The following is a 25,056-nucleotide window of genomic DNA, read 5'->3' as shown; positions in this document are numbered from 1 at the left end:
CGCTCAGCCGACACCTGCACGATCTCTCGCGCTCAATCGGCCGCCTGCACGATTTCCTCTCTGGTCTCGAGGACGATCATCGGATCGAGGTCCAGTTCGTACTCGTAGTACTGGCCGCCACTGAGCCCCTTGTTGCGCTCGTGGCGCACGAGAAAGCCAAGCATGTGCAGATCCGAAAGGTGGTCCTGGATGCTCTTTAACGTCGTCAGCGGCGTCGCGCCGTAGGCCTCCGCGACCCGCTCGTACCCTTCCTGGATCTCCTTCGACCGGGCCGGCACTTCATCCCGTTCCTCGAGTTTCGCGATCGTCTCGAGGATGTACTGGGCGTGTTCGGTCTGGTCGCGGATCTTGTTCCGCAGCCGCCCGCGCTGGACGAGCGTGCGCGCGTCCTCGATGTGGTCGTCGGTGCCGGTCTCGTCGCCCTCCCGTTCGGCGACCTCGGCCCCGACGCGGAGGAGGTCGATCGCCTGGCGAGCGTTCCCCATGTCCTGTGCCGAGAGCGCCGCCGCCTTCGCGATGGCGGACTCGTCGCAGGCGCCGTCGACGAACGCCCGATCGGCCCGATCCCGGAGGATCGTCCGGAGTTCGCCGGCGTCGTAGGGGCTGAACGAGATCTCGGTCTCCATGAGCGTGTCCTTGACCTTCGCGGACAGCGACTGACGGAACGTATAGTTGTTGCTGATCCCGATGATGCCGACCAGCGACTCCGTGATGTGGCCGTTCGACCGCGCCCGCGGCAGTTCGTAGAGCAGCGTGTCGACGTCGTCGAGGTGGTCGATCTCGTCGAAGACGATCAGGTGCGTGCCGCCGATCCGATCGAGTTGCGCGTAGAGCTCGTCGAAGGCGTCGCCGGTTCCGAGCCCGCGCTTCGGAAACGGACTCGCGTCGGGCGGGAGGAGCTCGTTGACGAGCCGCCGGACGACCATAAACAGCGTCTTCCCGTTGCAGTTGATCTCGTGGACGTGGAGATCGTCCGCCTCCTCGCGCGCGGCGACTTCGGACTGCAGTTCGCTCATCATGTACGTCGTCACGGCCGTCTTCCCGAGGCCGGCCTTCCCGTAGAGAAAGATGTTCTCGGGTTCGCGGCCGAAGAGAACGTCCTGTAGCGCGTGACTGAATGCGTCGATCTCCTCGTCGCGCTCGAGGATCTCCTCGGGCTGGTAGCTCTCGCTTAAGACGGACTTGTCCGCGAAGAGCGTCTCCGTAAGGTCACTAAACGGACCGGACATTCGGTAGCGAGGACTGGTTACTACTAGAACTTAAAACCTGCTTTCGTCTGTTTCGTCTGCTCTAATTCCTTCTAGTAATACGTCACGAGCATCGATTCACGCAGATATATTCCAGTCGACCGTGAGAGCGGAGCACACGAAATCTACTCTCCGTCTCCGGTCCCGTCTCCGCGAGAAACCCGGCAGATGCGACGGCGGTTCGTCGGTGCGGGTTCGATCGAAGTCAGTCCGAGTTCGGTCGAGGTCAGTGCGGATCCGCTCGCTCGAGGTCGGAACGAGTTCGTTCGCTCGAGGTCAGGTCAATGGAGATCCGCTCGTCCGAGTGGTGTGCGCTCGCCGGTATGACGGTATCGGTTTCGTGTCCGTCCCAGGGTGGAGTCATCTGCGTCGCCGGCTTCCGACGTGCGAAAGCACACGAAATCCACTCTCTCCCACGGTTCCGTTCGAATCCGATCGACTTCGGATCTTACGTCAACGTCGACTGTCTCGCCGCCGCCGTCACTGTCACGTCGCCACCGTCGGCTGAACCGAGTACCGTCCGCCGGCACGACGGATCGATCCACCTCCGGGTGCCGCCGCCCGCTCGAAAGCACACGAAATCTACTCCCTCCCTCGAGAGCACGGTCGACGGCCTCACTCCGGAACGAGTCGGCCGATCGAGAGTCTCCCGTACCTCGCCTCGAAGCGATCCCAGACGACGATCACGGAGGGAAGCACGACGATCGAGGTGAGCCAGGAGTAGAAGACTCCCAGCGCCAGCAGGAGGCCGAACTCCATGATCAGCGGGATCAGCGCGAAGTAGAGCACGCCGAGTCCGCAGACGGTCGTGAGCATGCTCCCGGTGAGCGCGCCGCCGGTTCCCCGAACCGTCACCATCAACGCCTCGTCGACGTCGCCTCGTTCCTCGTACTCGTCGACGAACCGGTGCATGAGATGCACCGTGTAGTCGACGCCCAGCCCGATCGAGACCGACAGGATCGGCGCGTTGATCGGACTCAGCGGGATGTCGAAGTACCGCATCGAGCCCGCGAGCATCGCGACCGCCAGCAACACCGGCACGAGGTTGATCAGTCCGTAGATCGCTCGCCCCTCGAGCCACCAGTACGAGATGACGAGCAGGACGATCGTCAGGAGGAACGCGACGACGAGGCTGGTGATCGCCGAGTCGCCGATCTTCTCGACGACGCTCTGGAAGATGACCAACTGGCCGGTCGCCGTCGCGTCCATTCCCGTGCGGTCGGCGACCTCGCGTGCGGCGGCGACGGCCTCGTCCTGCTCAGCGTCGGCCTCGACCTGAATGTCGATCCGCGTCGCGCTCCGGTCGGTCGTCATGCGATCCGCCGCCTGCTCCTCGGCGACGGCGAACAGGTCGTCGTAGACTGCGTCGACGTCCCGGTCCGGAATGCCGTCGCCGTCTCCGTCGTACCGCTTGACCGTCCTCGCGAACTCGGGATTCGCCGCGGCCTGCTCGTTGATCACATCGAGGACGCTGGTCGCGGCGGCCTGCCGGCCGTCCGTCTTGAAGGCGTCCGGCGGATCCTCGAGCGCGCGATCGATATTCCGCAGTGCGTCGTCGTCACGCAACGCCGGATCGTCGACGTAGACCGTCACTGAGCCCTGCATCCCCCGATCGAAGTCCTCCTCCATGATGTCGAGGACGGTGATGAAGGAGTAGTCTGACGGCGCGAGTGGACCGGGCAGCGACTCGTACTGCTCGAGGCGGTTCTCGTCGGGGAAGAAGGCCTCTTGGTCGAACTCGGTGCTGACGCCGGTGCCGTACGCGGCGACGCCCGTTCCGAGAACGAGCATCGCGATGAGGAAGACGACCGGAAGGACCCGCGCGACGTGGACGCCGACGGGCAGCACCTGGCCCAGCCGAGACTCCTCGCTACCGAGGGGCGTGGTTCCGAACGACGGGAACCGCGTCCCCTCGCGCAGCCGGTCGAGCGCGACCTTGCCCGCGGGGAGGAAGACGCCGAAGATGAGGAACGTGAAGCTGATGCCGGCCGCGGCGACGATCCCGAAGTCGCGGGTCATCTCGCTGGTCAAGTTCGCCGCGAAGCCGAAGACCGTCGTCAGGGTGACGATCAACAGCGCGGTCGTGAGCTGGCCGGTCGTGACGCCCATCGCGTCGCCGATCGCCGCGCCCGCGGCCCGCTCCTCGCGGTAGCGGTTGATGATGTGGATCCCGAAGTCGATCCCGACCGCCAGCAATAGCGGGAAGACGGTCAGCAGGGAGTCGGAGAAGGGGATCCCCGCGAACCCCATGAAGCCGAACGTCCAGATCATCGACATCAGCAGCGCGACGAGGCCGAGCGTGAGGTCGACCGGATCCCGGTAGGCGACGATCAGGAACAACAGGATCAGAACGAGCGCCGCCGGGAAGACGACGATCGCCGTGTCGCCGAGCAACTGCACCGTCTCTTGTTCGGTGATGGCGCTGCCGAAGACGACGATGTTGTCGTCGGAATCGAAGCCGTCGATCTCGTTGGCCACGGCTTCTGTCTCCCGAATGAGCGCCGCGTGATCGTCGGTGTCCGCGTTCGCGGGCGTCTCGTACGTGATCGCGACCTGCGCGACGTCTGCCGCCGCGGATTCGCGCGTGAAGTCGGTACTGACCGGCAGCCCCGCCGTCTCGTCGGCCGTCGCGATCGCCTCCTCGAGCTGCCCCGGGGAAGCGCGCTCGATGGCCCGCCGTTGCTCCTCGGCGGTCGTCGCCTCGGGATCGAGCTGGGTCGCGACCAGCGAGGCCGGGCTCGTCGACGACGCGACGCGCAGCCCGGCGTCGTTCTCGATGCGATCCTGGAACTCGAGCATCCGCACCAGGTTCGGCTTCGAGATGGCGTTGCGGTCGTCCGTGATGAACAGTTGCGCCGTCGTCCCGCCGGCGTCGCGGCCGCCGCGCTCGAAGTCCTCCTGCATGCTCTCGTAGGCCTCCTGGGCCTCGGTGTCCTCGGTGAACTGGTCGGTCCCGGCCTGCTGTTGGCCGCCACCGGCCGCGGCGCCGCCGAGAAAGACGGCCGTCAGCAGGAGGAAGACGATCACGACGGTCCAGGGGCGGTTCGTGATCAGCGGATTGATCCGACGTGTGAACGGGTCGTCGCCGAGCGCGTCCCGGTTGCGATCGCCACCGTGAGCGCCGTCGCCGCCGTCGTCGTTGCGGTTCTCGCCCCCGAAGACGGAATCGAAATCGAGGACCCGGTCGAGATCGACGCCGAAGATACCGCTATCGCCGCTCGAGTCGGTCGTCCCGCTCAAGTCGGCGGACTCGCTCGAACGCCCCTGCTCGCGACGCGGTGCGGACTCGTCGGCGGTGCGGTCGTCGTCAGTCATCGGTCGCGATCACGTCCGTCGCCACCACGCGACGCCGCCCAGCCCGATCGCCGTCAGCCCAATCATCAGGGGAGCGAGCGACCCGAGGACGCCGCCGCCGTCGGACTCGGCGGGGACGACCTCGATCGGATGCTGGTAGACGTCCGAGACTTTCGACTCGCCGCCGTCGGTCTCGTACTCGAAGTCGAGCTCGACGGGGTGAAGCTCGGTCGCGGCGGCGCCGCTCGCCGAGACGTCGAAGGAGATCTCGGCCGACTCGCCGGGCTCGAGCTCGGGGACGAACGCCTCGTCGTCGTTCGTCGAGAGCGGGCTGTCGGCGTAGAGTTTCGCGTCGATGTTCGACAGCGTCTCGTCGCGCTCGTTGGTGATCGTGAGCGCGAACTCGGTCGATCCGCCCTGCTCGACGCTGATCGCGTCGTCGGCGATCGAGAACTCGTCTTGGCGCTCGTCGACGACGACCCGATCGGTCATCGGCCCGTCGGTCAACGTCGCTTCGCCGCCGCTCCCGGTGTACTCGACGGTAAACCGGAGCTGTCTCGGTCCCGGATCGGCTTGGCCGCTGACGTCCGTCGGGTAGCGGAACTGCGCCGTCTCGCCGGCCTTGAGCGGCGGGAGGGCGTAGCGAGTGTCCTCGATGAACAGCGACTCACTCATCGGTTCGACGATCAACACGGCGTCGTCGATCGTTCGCGGCCCGTCGTTCGTGATCTCGCCGACGATCTCGCCCTCGTAGCCGACCGAGAGGGTGTCATCGAGACCGGCGATCGAGAACGACTGCTCGGACGCCGGATCGAGCGTCGTGATCTCGGTCGGGGCTTCCCGTTCGATACCCGCGCTGTCGCGATACGTGAAGCCGATTTCGACCGGCTTTTCGCCGTCGCTCAGGGATTCAGCGAGCGCGACGTCGACGGTCATCGCCGTCGTCTCGCCCGGCGCGAGGTCGCCGATCGCTTCCTCCGCCGGTGCTTCGGCCGTGGCGCCGTTGATCGTGACGCCGGTGCCACCCGTAACGGTCGCTCGAGTTTCGTTCGCCCACTCGGTTCCCGTGTTGGTGATTTCTATCGTCGCCGCACCGCTCGCACCGGGTTCGACGTCGCTCTCGACGGTACTGACGTCGAACCGCGGCTCGTCGGGGACGACGATCGTGACGTCGAACGTCTTGCTCTCCGTCTCCCGCTCCATGTCGGAAATCCGGTTCCAGTGCGAGTACCGGACGCGGACGGTTACCTCGTACTTCCCGGGCTCGACGTCGTCGGGGACCTCGATTCGCTGTGCGACCTGGGTCATCTGGCCGTCCGGTATCGAGCCGATCGGCGTTTCGCCCATTTTCGCCTCGAACGGTCCGGTGTCCACGAGCTCGACGGTGACGCCGTTGGCCGTCAGCACCTGCGAGTTACTCCCGGCTCTCAGTTCGGCGTCGTTTTTCACCGTGAGATCGATGCTGGTCTCGGTTCCCGGTTGGACCTCGTTATCGGGCGCGTACACCGAAAGGTTCGGCTCGCCAACTTCGGCCGCACTAGCGACCGCCGGAAGCCCCGTACCGGTGACTACGAGCGCGAGGACGACCAGAACCGCCGTCCACTTTCGCTTATGCATCGTTCCTCCGAAGACGCTCGTTCGGGCTAATTACCTCGTGCGATCGGATTACGTGACACTTACGTAATCGGTCGCATCGATCAGTCGTTCCGTAACTATTCATTGATCGATATCTCGATGCGTCGGACATAATGGTTTTGATTGAACGTTCAATCACAGCCGATTCGGCGAAGGATCGGCGAGACGAATACGCCCGTCGTCCGCGATCAGAATCCGATACTCGGCGAAATCTACGGGCCGACTACGTGACCGACGGTCGATTAGACCGTCGACGAGTCGAAGCGCCGTTCTCCGGCCGAAATCGTCGTCGGTCGGCCGGATAGCCGACAGAAGTTACAGCGTCTCGGAGATAGCAATACCGACGGGACCGAGATGCGACAGGCCGTCTAGTCGTCGGCCGCGGCCGCTTCCGCTTCTTCGCCCGCGGACTCCGCTCGCTCGAGGTCTTCCAGATACTCGTCGGCGTCCAGCGCGGCCTTCGAGCCCATCCCCGCTGCGGTGACGGCCTGCTGGTAGTGGTAGTCGACGACGTCGCCGGCGCCGAAGATGCCGGGGACGTGGGTCTCGGTCTGCCCGCCCCCCGTGCCGCCCGTCGTCTTCAGGTAGCCGTCGTCATCCAGTTTGACGCCGGTATCCTCGAGGTACGACGTGTTCGGCGTGTGGCCGATCGCGTAGAAGACGGCGCCGACGTCGAAGTCGAACTCCTCGGTCTCGGGGTCGTCGAGTCGGTCCGTCGGGTGGCCCTTGTCGTTTTGCACGAGGGTGACGTGATCGACGCCCTCCTCCTGGGAGCCGTGGATCTCCACGAGCTCGGTGTTTTTCATGATCTCGATCTCGCCGTCCTCGACCTTCTCCTGGACGCGGTCGACCCAGTAGTCCTCCGCGCGGAACTCCTCGCGGCGGTGGACGATGTAGACGGTGTCGGCGAATTTGGTGAGGAACGTGGCTTCCTCCATGGCGGCGTCGCCGCCGCCGACGACGAGCATGTCCTCGCCGCGGAAGAAGGCGCCGTCGCAGGTCGCACACGTCGAGAGGCCGTAGCCCATGAGCTCGTCCTCGCCGGGCACCTCAAGGGTTCGGGCGCTGGCGCCCGAGGCGGCGATGACGGCGTCGGCGGTGTAGACGTCGCCGTTGGTCAGTTCGACGCGGAACGGCCGCTGGGAGTCGTCGACCGACTCGATGATGCCGTTTTTCAGGTCGGCGCCGAACTTGCGGGCCTGCTCTTTCATGTTGTTCACGAGCTCGGAGCCGCCGATGCCCTCGGGGAAGCCGGGGTAGTTCGCGACGTCCGTGGTGAGCGTGAGCTGGCCGCCGGGCTCGTCGCCCTCGATGACCAGCGGGTCGTTGTTCGACCGGCCGGCGTAGATGGCGGCGGTGAGGCCGGCGATGCCGGTGCCGGCGATGATGAGCTTGCGGTGTTCGACGATCTCGTCCCCGTCGTCGTCGGCGATGCCGAGCTTCTCGTCGAGTTCGCCCGTCTCATCGAGCGCGCTGGTGTCGTCCCAGCCGCCGATCAGTTCGTCGTCGATGAAGACTTCGGGCGCGGTCTTGCGGCCGTCGGCGCGCTCGACCATCTCCTCGAAGAGTTCGTCGTCGCCGGTGACGTTGTACTCCTCGTACTCGATGCCCTTGCTGTCGAAGAGGTCCTTGGCCTTCTCGCAGTACGGGCAGTCTTCCTTCGTATAGATCTCGACCCGAGGCTGCTCACTCATGCGCGATAATTGGGATACTGCGCCTAAACCCCTTGCGTTCTCAGCAATCTCGAACGGTGCCTACGACGCGTCCCCGCGGTCGTCCCCGGCGGTCGACCGGTCCACGAACTCGACGGCGACCACCACATCGTGTTGGGTTCGCTCCTCGAGGTGCGCCTCGAGATCCGCGGCGAGCGACGGATAGGGAGCGTCGGCGGGCCGCTGGACGACGACCGTGACCGACGTCTCGTCGGCGATCAGGCCGCCGTCGTGGAAGTCGGTCCGAACGTCTGCCAGGGTCAGCGCCTCGTAGGGTTCTTCCTCGAGGACGGTCCGGACTTCGTCGTTGACGTCGTTCTGGAAGGCGACGTGAGTGCCGAGCACGAATCCGGCGCCGGCGATGACGACCAGTCCACAGGCGAGGACGACCGCGAGCGTACTCATCCGACCGCTGGAGACGTTGCCCCGGACAGTGCCGGGCGTCCAGCCGTCGGGCCGGTAGCCAAGATACCAGAACACGACGAGGCCGGCCAGCGGGATCGACGTGGCGTTGACCGCGACGAGGGTCGCGGCGCCGAGCGCGACGGACGCGTTCCCCCAGGCGAGGCCGATGCCGACCGCCGCGGCGGCCGGCATGAGGGCGGCGGCGATCATCACGCCGACCAGCGAGACGGGGATCGCCGTCGCGAGGCCGAACGCCCCCGCGGCGCCCGCGCAGATCCCGACGACGATCGCCAGCGGCCCCGGCGAGATGCGGTTCTGGACCTGCACGATCGCGGTGATATCGATCGTCGAGGGGACGAATCCGCCCGAGCGGACCAGCCAGGCGAACGCGCCGGCGGCGACGATCGCCACGACCAAGCCGCTGACCAGCCCGAACAAGCCGTCGACGACCATCTTCCGATCGTCGAGCACGAGGCCGACCGTGCCGGTCAGCGCGGCGCTGACCTGCGGGGCGATCACCATGGAGCCGACGACGACGGCCGGCGAATCGAGCAACAGACCCGCGGTCGCGACGAGCGCGCTCAGCACGGTCATCGCGTAGTAGGTGAGCCGCCCCGGCGTCATGTTCAGCGCCCGGGTGCGGATCTCCTCGCGGGCGATGCTGTCGTCCTCCTCCCGGCCGTTGACGTACCGCTCCTCGAGGTCGTCGATCCGGGGCGTCCGCGCCGTCTCGATCGAGGAGACGACGACGAAGTCGTCGTCGATGCCGACGTCGCGCAGCGACGAGAGGACGTGCTCGACCGCCTGGGTCGGCACGGGGAAGCTGACGAGTTCGCCGTCGGTCCCCTCGCTGTTCTCGACGGTCCGGACGTAGTCGAGGTTCTCCGCCTCGAGTACGCGAAGCGCCTCCTCGCGTCTGTCGTCGGACACGAACACCTCGATCAGTCGCACGCTCGGTGCCTCGACGGCCCGCGTGAAGCCTATTCGGTCGTTACCGTCGGAATCGAGTCCCTACATCCCGAAGCGCCGGACGGCGCTCCGCGTGACGACGCACTTACGGCGCTTCCGAGCGATCCTCGCGTATGGCCGCCGATCTCGAGGAGAAGACCGACCGCTACGGAGAGCTACTCGCGGAGGCGCTCGCGGAGGCGACGATCGCGCCGCCCGAGGGGACGCCGATGGCCGAGGCCGCCGCGGAGTGTTACGAGATGGCCGAGTCCTACCTCGAGGACGGCCGTCACTTCCGCGAGCACGACGATCCGGTCAACGCCCTCGCTTCCTTTTCCTACGGGCACGCGTGGCTCGACGCGGGCGCACGCGTTGGACTGTTCGACGTGCCGACGGAGGGACACCTGTTTACCGTCGAGTAGCGCACGCCACGACCGTCGTCGGACCGCAAAAACGGAACTACTGTTCGGCGGGCCGCTTCGACTCCGCAGTGTCAACCGGCGTTAGGGAAGCCGGACCGTGTTCTCGAGCGTCCCGACGCCTTCGACCTCGATCTCGACGGTGTCGCCGTCCTCGAGCGGGCCGACGCCCTCGGGCGTGCCCGTCGCGATCACGTCGCCGGGCTCTAAGGTGATGTAGGTGGTGATCTCCGCGATCAGTTCGGAGACGGGGAAGATGAGCTGCTCGCGGGAGCCGTCCTGTCGCAGGTCGCCGTTGACGCGCGACCGGACCGCGGCGTCCTCGGGTACCTCGTCGGGGGTCGCGAGCACGGGGCCGAGCGGCGCGGCGCCGTCGAAGGCCTTCCCGCGGACCCAGTTCTGTTCTTTCTCTTGGTCGTCGCGGTTGGAGACGTCGTTGACGCAGGTGAAGCCCTCGACGACGTCCGTCGCGTCGGAGACGGGAACGTGGCGACACTGCTCGCCGATGACGACGCCGAGTTCGGCCTCGTAATCGATCCGCTCCTTCCCGGCGGGTGCCGTGATCGTGTCGCCGTGGCCCGCCACCGCGTTCGGCGGCTTCAGGAACAGCAGCGGCCGGTCCGGCACGTCCGACCCCATCTCGTCGGCGTGATCGGCGTAGTTGCGGCCGATGCAGACGATCTTCGACGGCTCGCAGGGCGGGAGCACGTCGATCTCCTCGTCGTCGAGTTCGTACGTTTCGTTTCCGAAGCGGACGCGATCGCCCTCGAGTTCGCCGCGCCGGACCGCGCCGGCCGGATCGCGGAAGCGGACGTATTTCATGTTTGATCGATTGTATCGGGGGTGGGAAAAACCTTGAGATGTCGGCGGCGCTCGCAGGGATCGTTCTCGATCCGTCACCCGAACGGGCGCAACGCCGTCGTATTTGGAATTTCTTCCCCATCGTCCGACTGCGCGTCCGGCTCGAGGCGTCGGCGGTCCCGGGAGTCTGGCGGCCGCGTGGCCGAGACGGCGCCGTTCGGTCGGCGATCGATCCCGGCTCGAGTGCGTCAGTAACTGCCACTGCGGCTCCGGAACGGAACGCTTTTTACTAGCCCTCCGCAACGATCAGGTGCGTACGTTCCGGCGCCCTGCGGCGCGGCGATGCGGGCTCGGAGCGAGAACGCAGTGAACGCTCCGTTGGTGTAGTCCGGCCAATCATTTCGGCCTTTCGAGCCGATGACCTGGGTTCAAATCCCAGACGGAGCACTTCAATTCTCTCGGAACGAGTTACGGTAGCCGCGTAGCCGTCCCTACCGACGAAGGAGCTTGTAACCCGCGTACAGCGCCGTCGCGACGAGACCGGCGACGACGCTCGAGGGAAGATCGCGTCGCTGGCGGAGCCGCGTGTACAGACTCGAGTCCGCGACGTGGCCCTCGTAGCCGCCTCGCTGCTCGAGGTCGCCGGTCGGTTCGTCGAGCGCGTTCGCGTCGGTGGGCGGCGCGTCCTTCCGCTGGAGGTCGACGAAGAACGCTTCCATGATCGCGTCCATCAGTCCCCCGGCGACGCGGCCGAGCGCGGTCATGTTCTTGCCGCCCCCGCCGACGGTGATCTCCCGCTCGGGGTCGGGCGCCGCGGCCGCATGAAGAATCGTCCGGGCGACCGTCTCGGGCGCGTAGACCGGCGGGGGGAGCGTCGCCGCCGCGTCCATGTGGTTTTTCGCGTGCTCGGCGAGCGGGGTGTCGATCGCGCTCGGTTTGACGAGCGTCACCGACACGGGTGCGCCCTCCGCCTCGAGCTCCATCCGGAGCGCGTCGGTAAAGCCCTTGACGGCGTGTTTGGAGGCCGAATAGCTGCCCTGCAGGAGGACCGCGCGATCGGAGGCGATGCTCCCGATGTTGATGAGCCGCCCGCCGCCGGCGTCCTCGAAGTGGTCGACGGCTGCGAGCGAGCCGTAGAGCAGTCCCCAGACGTTGACGTCGAACTGGTCGCGCATGTCCTCGACGGGGACGTCCTCGAGTTTGCCGTAGATGGAGACGCCGGCGCCGTTGATCCACGTGTCGAAGCCGCCGTAGGTCGCCTCGGCGACGTGGGCGATCTCGCGGACGTCGTCGCGGTCGCGCACGTCGGCGACGACGTACTCGGCGTCGCCGCCGGCCGCGCGGATTTCGTCGGTCGCCTCGCGCAGCGCGTCTTCGCTCCGGGCCGCGAGGACGACCCGCGCGCCGCGGTCGGCTGCCATTCGGGCGGTCGTGAGGCCGATTCCCGACGATGCGCCGGTGACGACGATTACCTGCTCCTCGAGGGGTTTCATTGGTTGAGTCATGGTGGATCGGGGTTTGGGTCCGTACGGGGTCCGGTACGCGCGGCCGCGGTTGCAGCGGTGAGCGAGTACGAGGTTCCGTCCGGAACGGCGGCCGGTCGCCGCCGCGATCGACGTACCGGATAGCGTCGCGACGCGTTGTTACTTGACGCCTGTATGCGCCGGGGTCAGTCGCCGAAACGCGAGTCGCTCGAGGGGGCGGGAACGGAGAGCCGGAACCGGACCTATATCGACCGGCCGTCCCCGCACGCGGGACAGTGCATCGTGTCGGTCGTGACCAGGACGTACGACCGACCGCATCGGGAGCACGGGCCGCCGATCGTGACGCCGACTTCGCGAGCGAGCGCACACGTCGCCGTCTGCAACAGCCGTTGTTCGCGCTCGAGTGCGGTCACTCGCGCGCGGAGAGTGTCGATCGCGGCCGTCGTCTCCCGGCGGTTCCGGGTCGTTCGAGTCGGGGGCGCTCGTTTCATCACGCTCTCTACGACCCGCCTCGAGAAAACCGTATCTCCGATCGTGGCGGTTCGACATCCTCCTCTCTCGATACGATTTCGGCGTCGGCTCGAGCGGCGGACGGCGCTATCGCTTGGTCAGGACGGCGCGGTAGTAGTAGGCGTCGTGCGGGCGCCGCGTTTCGGCGACCTCCCAGGCGGTGCCGACCGTCGCTTCGCGGAGTCGGTCGGGACCGAACAGCCGGAACAGCAGCGTCCGGCCGACGCGGTCCGCGTACTCGTAGTGGATCGTCCGGTAGGCCAGCCCGGGCGTCGGATCCGCCCGGAAGCCGAGCATCTCGTCGGCGCCCTCGTAGTCCGGATCGTAACAGTCGACGACGGCCGTGGCGTCGGGCGCGGTGACGACCGCGAGATCGGCGAGAAACGACCGCAGCCCACGCATCGATTTCGCCAGCCCCAGCTGGGTCCCCGCGATCAGGACCGATCGAAACCGGTCGCGGTCGAACGCCTCGCAGAGCGCGAACATATCTCCGCGTCGAACGTTCGACACGCCGCGCTCGCGCAACAGCATCACCAGCGGCTCGCTGATCTCTAGCGCGACCGTTTCGAACCGCTCCTGGAAGTGCAGCGAGTCCCGTCCGGCGCCGGCGCCGACGTCCAGCAGCGGTCCGCGATCGAGTCGCGACTCGAGCCACGCCGCGTCCGGGACGTCCGCGAAGTCGTTGAAGTAGAAGTCGTCGACGGGGTGGGTCAACCGCTCGTCGCCGTCCCGCTGGAACAGCGGGTCTTCGCGCTCGCCGCGGTAGTGGTCCAGCAGCGCGTGCCCGAAGGGATCCGACATGCCGGTTCGGTGTCGCGGTCCGCCGCAGTTCAGCGTATCGATGCCGTCGGCGATCGTGGCCCCGTACGATCCTTCTCGCCGAGCCAGTCGATAGCTCCAATCATGGAGAAAGTAATTCTCGATAGAAGAACATTCGGAGCCAGCAGTGAAACGTACTTTCGGGCCGACCGGTCGATCCCGCGCCCGACACGTTAGAACGTCGGTTGACGCGATCCGCCCGCCTCGTTGCTCCGAACTCCGCTGAGGGGGCGAATTCGCCGGTGACTCGAAAGGATAACACGGTAGAATTATTACGATGTGAGTTAATGTCTGCACCAGCGGATGGTTAACGTTGACACGATTCGGGCAGCGAGTCCGCCGTCCGAAGCGAGACGGTCGTTCAGCGTTTACCATGTAGAATCGACTATCACAGAAAGCGAGGTATCGAGCGGAGAATCGATCTGCTAGGGATTTTTAGATCCCCGACTCAATCCACGTGATATGCAACTACATAACAGAGACGTTCGGCAGGACGTCCGCGAGCTCGGCGCACTGCTCGGGGACGTCATCGAGGAACAGACGTCGCGGAAATCGTTCGAGACGGTCGAATCGTGTCGGCGGGCCGCGATCGACTACCGCTCGGGCGAGATCGACTCGCGACAGCCGCTGATCTCCGAACTCGAGAACCTCTCGCCCCACCAGCAGCGGATCGTCGCGCGGGCGTTTACGAGCTACTTCGAACTGATCAACCTCGCCGAGGAGCGCGAGCGCGTCCGCACGATCCGGACCGAGTCCCAGGAGGGCACGCTCGAGGATAGCCTCGAGACGGCCGCGGAGCAACTCGGCGAGGACGACGTCGAGACCGTCGAACAGGTGCTCGACGACGTCCTGATCGAGCCGACGTTCACGGCCCACCCGACCGAGGCCCGGCGCAAGACCGTCAAGTCGAAGCTTCGCGCGATCTCCACCTATCTCGAGACGCTCGACGAGCGTCTGTTGACCGACAAGGAGAAGTCCCAGGTCTGGCGAGACGTCGACGCCGAGGTGACGAGCCTCTGGCAGACGCCCCAGGTGCGGAACCGCCAGCCCGAGCCGGAAGACGAGGCGCGCAACGTCCAGTGGTACCTCGAGAACACGCTGTTCGACGTCGTCGGCGAGGTCTACGACGAACTGGCCGACGCCATCGACGAGGAAGTCGACGGCGACCTCGAGATTCCGAAGCTGTTCGAGTTCCGCTCGTGGGCCGGCAGCGACCGCGACGGCAACCCCTACGTCACGCCCGAGGTGACGGCCAAGACCCTCGAGCGGCAGCGATCGGTCATCCTCGAGCAGTACCACCGTCAGCTCAAACGGCTCTCCGGCGTGCTGAGCCAGGACGGCAGCCGGATCGAGACCGATTCCGCGTTCCAGGCCTCGCTCGAGCGGGACCGGGAGCGCCTTCCGGGCAGCGCTCGCACCGCCGAGGAGCGCTACCCGGACGAGCCCTACCGCCAGAAGCTCAAGCTCATGCGCGAGCGCCTCGATCGAGTCGGCGACGTCCGCCCCGGCGGCTACGACGACGCCGACGAACTCCTCGAGGATCTCGAGATCATCGCCGAAACCCTGCGGGACAACGGCGCCGAGAGCATCGTCGAGTCCCACGTCGATCCGATCCGACGCCAGGTCGCGACCTTCGACTTCTCGCTCGCCAGCCTCGACCTGCGCGACCACCAGCAGAAACACACCGACGCCATCGCCGAGGCCCTCGAGAGCGAAGGGATCGACTACCGCGCGATGTCCGAAGACGAGCGCGTCGAGTGGCTGACCGACGCGGTGTTGCAGGACGAGCCCGTGATCGACCTCTCGGAGACCGAGGACCTCTCGGACGACTCGGCCCGCGTGCTCCGGCTGTTCGACAACCTCGCGGAGTGGCAGGCCGAGTACGGCGTCGAGGCGATCGACACCTACTGCATCTCGATGACCGAGGAGCCCAGCCACGTCCTCGAAGTCCTCTTCCTCGCGGATCAGGCCGGCGTCGTCTCCCTCCCCGAGCACTGCGGGATCGACGTCGTCCCGCTGCTCGAGACCGAGTACGCCCTCTCGGGCGCCCGCCGGATCATGGGCACGCTGTTCGAGAACGAGGCCTACTCGCAGGCGCTCGAGGCCCGCGGGCAGACCCAGGAGATCATGCTGGGCTACTCCGACTCGAACAAGGAGAACGGCTTCCTCGCTGCGAACTGGTCGCTGTACAAGAACCAGCGCCGCCTCGGCGAGATCTGCGACGACTTCGACGTGACGATGCGGCTGTTCCACGGCCGCGGTGGCTCTATCTCGCGGGGCGGCGGGCCGATGAACGAGGCGCTGCTGGCCCTGCCCAACAGCACGGTGACGGGCCAGGTCAAGTTCACCGAGCAGGGCGAGGCGATCGCCGAGAAGTACGCCAACCCCCGCATCGCCGAGCGCAACATCGAGCAGATGCTGAACGCGCAACTGCGCGCCCGCCACAACGCCATCCACCAGCCCGAAGAGGACGTCCCCGAGGAGTGGGTCGAGGCGATGGAGACGATGGCCGACGCGGCCCGCCAAGAGTACCGCGACCTTCTCGAGAGCGACGGCTTCGTCCAGTACTTCGAGCAGGCGACGCCGATCACGGTGATCGAGGACCTCAACCTCGGCTCGCGACCGGCCTCACGGTCGGGCGAGCGCACCGTCGAGGACCTGCGCGCGATCCCGTGGGTGTTCTCCTGGACCCAGTCCCGGTGTATCCTGCCGGGCTGGTACGCCATCGCGACCGGCGTCGACGCCTACCTCGAGGACGGCGGCGACGTCGAGACGCTCCAGGAGATGTACGCCGAGTGGCCGTTCTTCCAGACGACGCTCGACAACGCCGCGCTCTCGCTGTCGCGGACTGACCTCGAGATCGCCGAGCAGTACGCCGACCTGGCCGAGGAGGAACTGCGCGAGCAGTTCTTCCCGCGACTCACCGACGAGTACGAGCGCGCGGCCGAACTGGTCAAGACGATCGGCCAGCGCGACCAGCTCCACACCCGCGACTGGCTCGGCGAAAACCTCGAACGCCGGAACCCGTACGTCGATCCGCTGAACCTGCTCCAGACGTACCTGCTGGATCAGACCCACCGGACCGACGTCGAGGAACGAACGCTCCGGCTGACGGTGAAGGGTATCGCGGCCGGGATGAAAAACACCGGCTAACGCGCCGTCGAGGAGTCCGACCGGTCCAAACCGGTTGCGAACCGGCCGGATCGACCGGAGAAATACTCTTGTTCGTCGGCCGCGCTACGTAGTCACATGATCGACCTCGCGTCGATCCCGCTCGCCTATCGACTCCTCATCGCCGGGGGCGTGATGATCGGCCCGACCCTACTGTTTCTCGGGCTCTGTCGGTTCCTCGAGTGGCTGCGCGACGACGCCCTGCTCGAGCGGATGGCCGAGCGCGAGGGCGTGGGGGACGCGGACGGGCTGGCGCCGACGTTCGGCGACGTGCTCCCGGGCGAGGCGGGGTCGTCCGCGTTCGGATCCGGATCAGGGTCCGTGATCCGCTGTCCGCATTGTGGCGCGCCGACGCTCGCGGACGCGTCGGCGTGTCTCGAGTGCGGAGAATCGCCCACCTGATCGCTCTCGTTCATCCGACCTGTCACCACGATAGGAGGGCTCACTCGAGCGTCGGCACCGGCACCGACTCGAGGACAGCGTCGATCACCTGCGACTTTTGGACGTCGTTGACCGTCGCATCGGGCGTCAGGACGAGGCGGTGGGCCAGCACCGACTCGGCGACGCGCTTGATGTCGTCGGGCGTGATGTACTCCCGGCCGACGATCGTCGCGTAGGCCCGGGCTGCCTCGAACAGCCGCTGGGTCCCCCGCGGCGAGACGCCGACGTCGACCCGGCCGTCGGTCCGCGTTTCGCGGGCCAGCGCCGCGACGTACTCGAGCAGGTCCTCGTCGACCCGCACCGATTCGGGGACCTGCCGCAACTGCGCGACCCGGTCGGGCTCGAGGACGCGCTCGACGGACGGGCTCCCGGTCTCGCGGCCAGCCCGGCGCCGGAGGAGTTCGACCTCGCCGTCCTCGTCGGGGTAACCCATCGAGGTCTTGACGAGGAACCGGTCCACCTGCGCTTCGGGCAGCGGAAAGGTACCCTCCTGTTCGACTGGGTTCTGCGTCGCGATGACGAAGAACGGGTCCGGCAGCTGGCGCGTCTCGCCGTCGACGGTGACCTGCCCCTCCTCCATGGCCTCGAGCAAGGCGGCCTGGGTTTTCGGCGGCGCGCGGTTGATCTCGTCCGCGAGGACGATGTTGGCGAAGATCGGGCCCTCGTTGAACTCGAAGCGGCGCTCGCGCTCGTTGAAGACGTGGGTGCCGGTGACGTCCGCGGGGAGGAGGTCGGGCGTGAACTGGATCCGGGAAAAGGAGAGGCCGAGCGCGTCGGCGACGCTGCGCGCCGTCAGCGTCTTGCCGGTGCCGGGCACGTCCTCCACCAGCACGTGGCCCCGGGCGACGACGCCGACGAGGATCTCCTCGAGGAACGAGCGGTCGCAGATGACCGCGTCGCCGACTGTCTCGAGGACGGTCTCGCATTCGCCGCTGGCCTGAGTGACGTCCATGGGGACGCCGTCGGCGCCTCGTGTCAAATCGTTTTCGCTATCGGCACTCAGCGTTCGATACGATACCACGCTACAGTCGGCGAGAAAAATCGAAACCGGTAAAAACGTCTCCCGGGTACATTGGAGTGAGCCGAGATAGCCTAGCCCGGCCAAGGCGGCAGATTCGAAATCTGCTGTCCTCACGGACTCGGGAGTTCAAATCTCCCTCTCGGCGCTTTTCACGACGCTACACGGCGAGCGCTGCGTGGCGCTTGCACCACGGTACTGCGAACGGCGAACCCGTGAGCGTCGCTCGACCGGCGCGACGGCTCGAGACGCCGCCTGCAGCGCCGAATCGCCCGTCATTCGCAGGCCCGATTTTTATCGAAATCCGTGTGGTCACGTTACACGTTCGTGACTACAATGGGTATGAGTGACACACTACCGGTCAGAACCCGGGGTGACGCCAGAAAATGAGTCGTCGCGACGAGGACGGGAACGACGACAGCTTCCATCCCCTCGGCGAGGCGGCCGAGGAAGAGTTCGAGAAGATGCTCGAGGAGACCGAGTACGACGCCGAGCTCGGGATGGAGATGGCGAGAGACGCAATGCGGGTGACGAAGGGCGAGCTCAGCGACGAGGAGTTCTACGATCGGTACCACGAGGACGTGATGGAGGAGTTCGGCGAGGACTCCCGTCCGATGGCCGAGGAGATCGAGGCGAAACGCGAGGAGCAGAGCCGATTCGAGCGGACGCTCTCCCGGTTCGGCCTCGGCGACGAGTCCCGGCGGGACGTGATGAAGAAGATGGGCGGAACCGCGGGTATCTTCGGACTCGGCGCGTGGGGGGCGTCTAACAGCGACGACGATCCGTCACCGTCGGTCGCCGCGCAGAACGAAAGCGGCAACGAGAGCGGCAACGAAACGGAAACCGCCGGCGAAGGGGAGGGCGACGACGAAACCCAGTGGGGGATGACCATCGACCTCGAGTCCTGCGACGGCTGTCTCTCCTGCGTGGTCGCGTGCAACGCCGAACACAACTGGGACGACGGGGCCAACTGGATGTACGTCCTGGCCTACGAGGACGGCACCGTCGAATCCCCCGAGCCCGACGACTTCGAGTCGACGCGTGACTTCAACTACATCGTCCGGCCGTGCCAGCACTGCACCGACGCGCCCTGCGAGAAGGTCTGCCCGACGACGGCCCGCCACACCCGCGACGAGGGCGGCCTCGTGCTGACCGACTACAACGTCTGCATCGGCTGCCGGTACTGTCAGGTCGCCTGTCCCTACGGCGTCAACTACTTCCAGTGGGACGATCCCGACGTGCCGGCCGAGGAGATGGACAGAGACCTGATGTACGACGAGCGCGGTCGCTGGGTCAGCGGCCGCGGTCCCCGCGGCGTCATGCAGAAGTGCGTCTTCGATCCGCCCCGACAGGACGGGAAATTCGGGGAGGATCTGATCGGGACGACCGCCTGCGAGCAGGCCTGTCCGCCCGGCGCGATCCAGTTCGGGGACATGAACGATCCCGAAAGCGACCCCCAGCGGTACCTCGAGAACATCCCGCTGACCCGGGCGCGCAACCAGGCGGCCGACGACAACGAGGAGGTCCAGGAGGCGATCGCGATCCTCGAGGGCGAACAGGAGCCGGCCGCCGAAGAGGGCGGCGACGGCATGACCGAGGAGGAAGCGTCGCAGCTCCTGCAGGACGAGTTCGGCGACACCGACTCGGTCTTCCGGCTGCTCGACGAGTACGATACCCACCCGAACGTCGTCTACATCGGGAACGAACCCGGCGCGGACGCCGAACAGGTTCCCGGTCCGGTCTCCTACGAGGAGGTCGGCCTGGTCGACAACCGCCACGACGTCCTCGAGGAAAAGACGGTCGACGGCGTCGGCAGTCTCGAACTGTAGCGTCGCGGTTGCGGTCGTAGCGAGGCCGGGCGACGGATGGGCGGCGGGGACGCGGCCTTCATAACCGTCCGGCCGAACACTCGAGTATGAACGCTCGCGACCGCATCGTCGTCGGCACCATCTGGATCGCCGTCGCCGGACTGATGGCGATGACCCTCGAGTTGGACGGCGGCCTGTCGGCCGGACTGATCGCGCAACTGGTCGTGATTCTCGTCGCGCTGTTTCTCGCAGCCCTCTATCTGTTCGACCCGTGGGACCTGCTCAGTCGGCAGCCGTTCCACTGACGGCGATTCGGCGTTTCCGATTCTAGAACCGCAAAACGAGGGGAAAGCGACGGCTCCGTCGCCGCAGCCGCCGCAATCGCCGCAATCGCTTCAGTCGTCGGCCGGCGCGAGCGGCTCTCGGTCCGTCGCGAGCAACCGATCGAGCGCGTCGACCATCGCCTCGACGCTCGCGCGCGTGATGTCGGCCTCGCTGCGGGCGACGGTCACCGACCGGTCGTTCCGGGCCATCGTCACTTCGACGGTGACGACGGCGTCCGTGCCGCCCGTCACCGCGTCGACGTGGTAGGACTCGAGTTCGGCGTCGGCCATCGAGCCCAGGGCCTCCCGAACCGCGGAGACCGCGGCGTCGACGGGGCCCGAGCCGGTGCCGCTGGCGACCCGCTCCTCGCCGTCGACTTCGAGCCGAATGCTCGCGGTCGGGACGGAGCCGCCGCTCGTGGCGTTTAGATCGAGGAGTTCGACGACGCGCTCGCGGTCGTCGCCGGTGACGTCCTCGGCGATCGCCAGCAGGTCGGCGTCGGTGACGCGGCGACCGCGGTCGCCCAGTTCCGTCACCCGGGTGGCGATCTCGGCGATCTCGTCGTCGGTCGCTTCGACGCCGTGTTCGTCGAGGGTCGCCTTCACGCCCGCGCGGCCGGTGTGTTTGCCCAGCGCGAGCCGGCGCTCGCGGCCGACCGTCTCGGGCGCGTAGGGCTCGTACATCTTGTCGTCTTTCAGCGTGCCGTCCGTGTGGATGCCGCTCTCGTGGGTAAAGGCGTTCTCCCCGATGACGGCCTTGTTCGGCGGCAGCTGGACGCCCGTCGCCCGCGAGACGATCTGCGCGAGGTCGTACAGCTCCTCGAGTTCCAGCGTCTCGACGTCGTAGACGTGCGAGAGGGCGATCGCGACCTCCTCGAGGGCCACGTTCCCGGCGCGCTCGCCGAGCCCGTTGACCGTGCAGTGTACGAGGTCGGCGCCCGAGGCCACGGCCGCGATTGCGTTGGTCACGCCCAGCCCGAGGTCGTCGTGGGTGTGGGCGCTCACGGGACCTAACTCGGCGAGTCGCGAAACCGCCTCGGCGGTGCGCTCAGGCCCCGTGTGGCCGACGGTGTCGGCGAAGCAGGTCCGGTCGGCGCCCGCGTCGAGGGCGGTCTCCATGAGCTCCTCGAGGTAATCGAGGTCGGCTCGGGAGCCGTCCTCGCCGATGACCTCGACCCAGAGGTCGTGGTCCGTGGCGTACTCGACGAGCTCGGCGGTCGCCTCGAGGTTGTCCTCGCGGGAGGTGCCGACCTTCTCCTCGACGTGGCGGTCGCTGGCGGGCACGACGATGTGGACCCCGTCGACGTCGCAGTCGAGCGCGAGGTCGACGTCGTTCTGTAACCCGCGGCAGAAACTCGTCACTCGCGCGTCCAGATCGAGGTCGGTGACCCGCGAGATCGCCTGCCGCTCACCCGCGCCGGTACAGGCGCTTCCGGCTTCGATGACGGCGACGCCCGCGCGCTCGAGCGCCCGGGCGATCTCGACTTTCTCGTCGGGCGACAACGAGACGCCCGGCGCTTGTTCGCCGTCACGAAGCGTCGTATCGAGAAGGCGGACTGTACGATCGGATGGAATCGTCTGTTCGGTGGAGTGATTGACAGGCAAGAGTGTTGAACTGCGACTACGTTCGTCGCGGAATTTCACGCCCAGCCGGGTTGCCCCGACTTCCTCTATCCTCGTCCGGCGTTGAGAACGAATCTCGCGCCATTGTATCTCGTCCTATCGGAACACCGCGTCTTAAAGCCGCCGGTTCCGTGCGGTGGTGTCTCGTGACACGTGGCGCGTGGCGCTGCGACATGGCCGCGGCGAAGGACCGGAGAGACCGGTCACCTGTCGTCGCCCACCAGCAGGAGCCTGTCGCCGGGTTCGACGTCGTCGGCGGCCCCGGCGGGGAGTTCGACGATCGTGTCGGCCTCGGCCCGCTCAAAGCCGAGCCAGGGCCGCAGTCGCTCGACGCGCTGGACGGTACCGTCGACGAGCCAGACGACGTCGATCGGGAAGAAGACGAACAGCATGTGGACGTCCTGGGTCTCGACCGACTCGAACCGAAACGCGAGCGCGTAGTCGTCGGGAATCGAGCGGCGGAACATGAGCCCCCGCAGTTGGCTTAACACCGAGTCCGCGAAATCGACCGTCGTCGCGAGAACCGTCGACGAACCGTTCTCGGGCCTGTGAACGAGCTGCACTGCCGGCCACTCGGCATGGAGCCATCAAAAATGTCACGCCCGCGAGGCGGCGGACCGATCCGACGCTCCCCGCGGTCCGCGACCGCGGAGCGGCGACCGCTTACTCGTTCGCGGCGTTTCGCGTCTCGTCGTCCGCGTCGGCTTCCTCGGGCGCTTCGTCCGCGTCCGAACTCGAGTCCGCGCCCTCGTCCGCATCCGCGCTCGAGGTCGGTCCCTCGAACTCGAACGTCTCGCCAGTGGCGTCATCGGTCTCGGCGTCGTCGGGTTCCGGTTCGGCGTCGTCCGTTCGCTCGACGAACGCGAGCGGATCCGGGTCGGCGTCGCTCTCGTTGTCCGCCGATTCGGCGTCCGTAATCGGCGCGTCCGCCGTCTCGGAGGCGGCCGCCCCGTCGGCATCGGTATCGGCCTCGAGGTCGGCGTCGAAACTCGCGTCGACGCCCGCACCGGTTTCGGCGGCGCCGGCACCCTCGCGGTCAAACTCAAGGCCATCGCCCTCGACGTCGGTCTCGAATCGAGCGAGCGCGCCGGAGAGCTGGGTCGCCTGCTGGCTCAACTGGTCAGCCGACGCGGAGACCTCCTGCATGGAACTGGTCTGTTCCTCGGCGGCCGCGGCGACGGTCTGGGCCTCGGCGGTCGTCTCCTCGGAGATCGTCGCAACTTCGTCGACCATCGCGACGACTTCCTGGGTGGCCGCGGCCTGCTCCTCGGTGGCCGAGGAGATCTCCTGGACGCCGTCGTTGGTCTCGGCCGCGTACTCGGCGATGTCGTCCAGCGCCGCGACCACGTCGGTCACGAGATCGTTGACCCGCTCGATCTCCTCACTGGTCCGGTCGACGACTGCCGACGACTCCTCGGTCTGGCTCTGCAGCGCCTCGAGGCGCTCGTCGATCTTGGCGGCGGCGTCCTTCGTGTCCGCGGAGAGTTCCTTCACCTCGGCGGCGACCGCGCTGAACCCTTCAGCGTCGGCGCCATCAGCGGATCGTGAGGCCTCGATGTTGGCGTTGAGCGCGAGCATGTTCGTCTGGTCGGCGATCTCCGCGATCGTGTCGGTCAGGTCTTCGATCTGATCGATCTGCTCGCGCAGCTGTTCGAACTCGGCGACGACGTCCTCGTACTCGGCCTCGAGATCGTCGAAGGCGTCGATGGCGGTTTCGGCGGTTTCGCGGCCGTCGCGGCCGGTAGTGGCGGTCCGCTCGGCGACGTCGGCGACGTCGTTCGAGGAGGCGGCGATCTCCTCGGTCGTCGTCGACAGCGTGTTCATCTCCGAGTCGATCGACTGTAGCGACTGGTGTTGTCGGTCGGCGCCGTCGGAGATCTCCTGAATCGACTCGCTGACCTCCCGACTGGCCCGCTGGACCTCCTCGCTCGAGGCGGTCACCTCCTCGGAGGCGGTCGCGACCTCCGTGGCGAATCGGTTCAGGTCGGCGACGGTCGCTTCGATGTCCGCGAGCATGGCGTTGAACTCCTCGCCGATCGCGGTCAGGGCCTCGTTCTCGCTCTCGGGGTCCATTCGGACGGTGAGGTCGCCGTCGGCGGCGTTTCGCATCACGTCGCTGTACTCGTCGGCCTTCGCCTCGAGGTGGGTGTTCATCCGCTGGACGCGCTCGCGCTCCTGCTCGGCCTCCTCGCGGGCAGCTTCGGCGTCTTCGATCTGGTCGCGAAGCGCGACCCGCATCGAGTCGAAGCCGTCGTAGAGCTGGCCGATGCTGTCGATCCGCTTCGTCTCGAGGTCGACGGCCAGATCGCCCTCCTCCATCGCGGTGACCTTGGACCGCAGGCGGTCGATCGATCGCGAGGTGTTGCGACCGAGCACCGCGCCGACCAGTCCGATCAGCAGGACGACGCCGGCGGTCACGCCGATCCCGTACCGGTTGACGGCGTTGACGAAGCCGAAGGCGTCCGCCTCGGACGTGTGGACCAGGACGGTCCAGCCGGCGTCGGTCGTCGCGTAGCCGGCGACGTAGCCGTCGGGCGCGAAGTCGTAAGGCGCACCCTGCAACGTCTCGCTCGGCGCCCGATCGATCACGGTGGCGCCCGTCCCCTCGTTCGCCGCGGTCTCGAGGAGCGACTCGTCGCCGTAGGGTTCGAGGAAGACCGGTTCGCCGACGTTGTACCCCAGGAAGGAGCCGTCGCCGACGATCCGACCGTCACCGTCGACGACCGTCACGACGCTCGAGGAACTGTAGAGCACGCGTTCCGAGAGGTCGACCGAGTAGACGAGCGCGCGGTCCTCGCCGGTCGCGACGTAGTAGGAGAGAGTCGGCCGTTCGCTGCGGTCCGTTTCGCTGCCGCCGAACAGCGCGTAGGGCGCGGTTCGGTGAACCTCGCCCGGGGAGATGTCCCCGGCGAGACGCTCCTCGTCGGGGAAGTTCATCTGGTCCACGTTCTCGATCCCGACGTCGCTGCCGGTATCGGCGATGACGTCTCCAGTCGTCCGATCGACGTAGAGAACGTGCACCGCTTCCTCCGGTAACTCGCCGCGCAGATCGAGCAGGTAGTCGCTGACCCCCTCGGCGTCGCCGTTCTGGACGACCCGCGCCTGCGCCGTCGACGAGGCGAGCCGCTCGTGTTCCGCGATCCAATCGTCGATCGCCGCCGCCTCCTGGCGCGCGGTCGATTCGTGATCCTCGAGGACGGAGTCCTCGACGCTGTCGGTGAGCGCCCCCGTCGCGACGAGCCCCATCGCCCCGACGGAGAGCCCGAGGACGAGCAGCGCGATACCGAACTTGAGCGCGTACCGCCGCCGTACGAACGACGGAATTACCCGCCGTATCGGTCCAATCATACACACGTCACGTCGCTAATCGATAATAGATATATTGGTAATCGAACCAG

Annotated in this window: 18 protein-coding genes and 2 tRNA genes; 7 read left to right on the top strand and 13 right to left on the bottom strand. The window is 66.9% G+C overall.

The window, feature by feature from the left end:
* Positions 1-32: 32 nt before the first annotated feature.
* The 5 genes from ACYQ26_RS17110 to ACYQ26_RS17090 all read right to left on the bottom strand — a co-directional run bounded on the left by ACYQ26_RS17110 (position 33) and on the right by ACYQ26_RS17090 (position 9,244).
* Positions 33-1,229, bottom strand: a complete 1,197-nt coding sequence (locus ACYQ26_RS17110; RefSeq protein WP_459810093.1) for an orc1/cdc6 family replication initiation protein — start codon at positions 1,227-1,229, stop codon at positions 33-35.
* 633 nt (positions 1,230-1,862) lie between these two features.
* Positions 1,863-4,562: an efflux RND transporter permease subunit gene (locus ACYQ26_RS17105; protein ID WP_459810092.1), complete on the bottom strand. Its 2,700-nt coding sequence runs from the start codon at positions 4,560-4,562 to the stop codon at positions 1,863-1,865.
* 9 nt (positions 4,563-4,571) lie between these two features.
* Positions 4,572-6,158 (bottom strand): COG1361 S-layer family protein, encoded by a 1,587-nt coding sequence (locus ACYQ26_RS17100; protein ID WP_459810091.1) that lies wholly within the window; start codon positions 6,156-6,158, stop codon positions 4,572-4,574.
* Between the two features lie 386 nt (positions 6,159-6,544).
* Positions 6,545-7,870 carry a glutaredoxin 3 gene (gene grxC, locus ACYQ26_RS17095; RefSeq protein ID WP_459810090.1) on the bottom strand — a complete coding sequence of 442 codons (1,326 nt, stop codon included), beginning with the start codon at positions 7,868-7,870 and terminating at the stop codon, positions 6,545-6,547.
* 60 nt (positions 7,871-7,930) lie between these two features.
* Complete coding sequence (locus ACYQ26_RS17090) at positions 7,931-9,244, bottom strand: DUF389 domain-containing protein (protein ID WP_459810089.1); 1,314 nt, start codon at positions 9,242-9,244, stop codon at positions 7,931-7,933.
* A 131-nt stretch (positions 9,245-9,375) separates the two neighbouring features.
* Between ACYQ26_RS17090 and ACYQ26_RS17085 the strand changes: the two genes are divergently transcribed.
* On the top strand, positions 9,376-9,663 hold the full coding sequence (locus ACYQ26_RS17085) for a DUF357 domain-containing protein (RefSeq protein ID WP_459810088.1): 288 nt from the start codon (positions 9,376-9,378) through the stop codon (positions 9,661-9,663).
* 81 nt (positions 9,664-9,744) lie between these two features.
* Here ACYQ26_RS17085 and ACYQ26_RS17080 read toward each other — a convergent pair whose 3' ends face one another.
* Entirely contained in the window at positions 9,745-10,482 is a 738-nt protein-coding gene (locus ACYQ26_RS17080; RefSeq protein ID WP_459810087.1) for a fumarylacetoacetate hydrolase family protein, read from the bottom strand.
* 351 nt (positions 10,483-10,833) lie between these two features.
* Here ACYQ26_RS17080 and ACYQ26_RS17075 point away from each other — a divergent pair.
* Positions 10,834-10,908: transfer RNA gene (locus tag ACYQ26_RS17075), tRNA-Glu, on the top strand.
* Positions 10,909-10,952: 44 nt separating this feature from the next.
* Here the strand turns inward: ACYQ26_RS17075 and ACYQ26_RS17070 are convergent.
* The 3 genes from ACYQ26_RS17070 to ACYQ26_RS17060 all read right to left on the bottom strand — a co-directional run bounded on the left by ACYQ26_RS17070 (position 10,953) and on the right by ACYQ26_RS17060 (position 13,256).
* Positions 10,953-11,966: an SDR family oxidoreductase gene (locus ACYQ26_RS17070; protein WP_459810086.1), complete on the bottom strand. Its 1,014-nt coding sequence runs from the start codon at positions 11,964-11,966 to the stop codon at positions 10,953-10,955.
* 221 nt (positions 11,967-12,187) lie between these two features.
* Positions 12,188-12,436, bottom strand: a complete 249-nt coding sequence (locus ACYQ26_RS17065; RefSeq protein ID WP_459810085.1) for a hypothetical protein — start codon at positions 12,434-12,436, stop codon at positions 12,188-12,190.
* Positions 12,437-12,542: 106 nt separating this feature from the next.
* Positions 12,543-13,256 (bottom strand): class I SAM-dependent methyltransferase, encoded by a 714-nt coding sequence (locus tag ACYQ26_RS17060; RefSeq protein WP_459810084.1) that lies wholly within the window; start codon positions 13,254-13,256, stop codon positions 12,543-12,545.
* A 480-nt stretch (positions 13,257-13,736) separates the two neighbouring features.
* On the opposite strand from ACYQ26_RS17060, the gene ppc reads away from it, so the two are divergent.
* Positions 13,737-16,427: a phosphoenolpyruvate carboxylase gene (gene ppc / locus ACYQ26_RS17055; RefSeq protein WP_459810083.1), complete on the top strand. Its 2,691-nt coding sequence runs from the start codon at positions 13,737-13,739 to the stop codon at positions 16,425-16,427.
* Positions 16,428-16,523: 96 nt separating this feature from the next.
* The gene (locus tag ACYQ26_RS17050) at positions 16,524-16,847 is read left to right on the top strand and encodes a zinc ribbon domain-containing protein (protein WP_459810082.1); all 324 of its coding nucleotides are present in this window, start codon (positions 16,524-16,526) and stop codon (positions 16,845-16,847) included.
* Between the two features lie 40 nt (positions 16,848-16,887).
* Here the strand turns inward: ACYQ26_RS17050 and ACYQ26_RS17045 are convergent, their stop codons facing one another.
* Positions 16,888-17,838, bottom strand: a complete 951-nt coding sequence (locus ACYQ26_RS17045; protein ID WP_459810081.1) for an AAA family ATPase — start codon at positions 17,836-17,838, stop codon at positions 16,888-16,890.
* 129 nt (positions 17,839-17,967) lie between these two features.
* Between ACYQ26_RS17045 and ACYQ26_RS17040 the strand changes: the two genes are divergently transcribed.
* The 3 genes from ACYQ26_RS17040 (at position 17,968) to ACYQ26_RS17030 (ending at position 20,017) form a co-directional block, all read left to right on the top strand.
* Positions 17,968-18,052 (top strand) — tRNA-Ser (locus ACYQ26_RS17040).
* Positions 18,053-18,290: 238 nt separating this feature from the next.
* Complete coding sequence (locus tag ACYQ26_RS17035; RefSeq protein ID WP_459810080.1) at positions 18,291-19,733, top strand: 4Fe-4S ferredoxin N-terminal domain-containing protein; 1,443 nt, start codon at positions 18,291-18,293, stop codon at positions 19,731-19,733.
* An 86-nt stretch (positions 19,734-19,819) separates the two neighbouring features.
* Positions 19,820-20,017, top strand: coding sequence for a hypothetical protein (locus ACYQ26_RS17030; RefSeq protein WP_459810079.1), 198 nt, complete (start codon positions 19,820-19,822; stop codon positions 20,015-20,017).
* A gap of 90 nt (positions 20,018-20,107) precedes the next feature.
* Here the strand turns inward: ACYQ26_RS17030 and ACYQ26_RS17025 are convergent, their stop codons facing one another.
* The 3 genes from ACYQ26_RS17025 to ACYQ26_RS17015 form a co-directional block, all read right to left on the bottom strand.
* The gene (locus ACYQ26_RS17025) at positions 20,108-21,640 is read right to left on the bottom strand and encodes a (R)-citramalate synthase (RefSeq protein WP_459810078.1); all 1,533 of its coding nucleotides are present in this window, start codon (positions 21,638-21,640) and stop codon (positions 20,108-20,110) included.
* Between the two features lie 221 nt (positions 21,641-21,861).
* Complete coding sequence (locus tag ACYQ26_RS17020; protein ID WP_459810077.1) at positions 21,862-22,221, bottom strand: DUF192 domain-containing protein; 360 nt, start codon at positions 22,219-22,221, stop codon at positions 21,862-21,864.
* A gap of 100 nt (positions 22,222-22,321) precedes the next feature.
* Positions 22,322-25,006 carry a methyl-accepting chemotaxis protein gene (locus ACYQ26_RS17015; protein ID WP_459810076.1) on the bottom strand — a complete coding sequence of 895 codons (2,685 nt, stop codon included), beginning with the start codon at positions 25,004-25,006 and terminating at the stop codon, positions 22,322-22,324.
* Positions 25,007-25,056: the final 50 nt, after the last annotated feature.

The sequence above is a fragment of the Halopiger thermotolerans genome (assembly GCF_054654555.1).
Note: the sequence above shows the minus strand (reverse complement) of the source record. Positions and strands in the feature narration are given on the sequence as shown.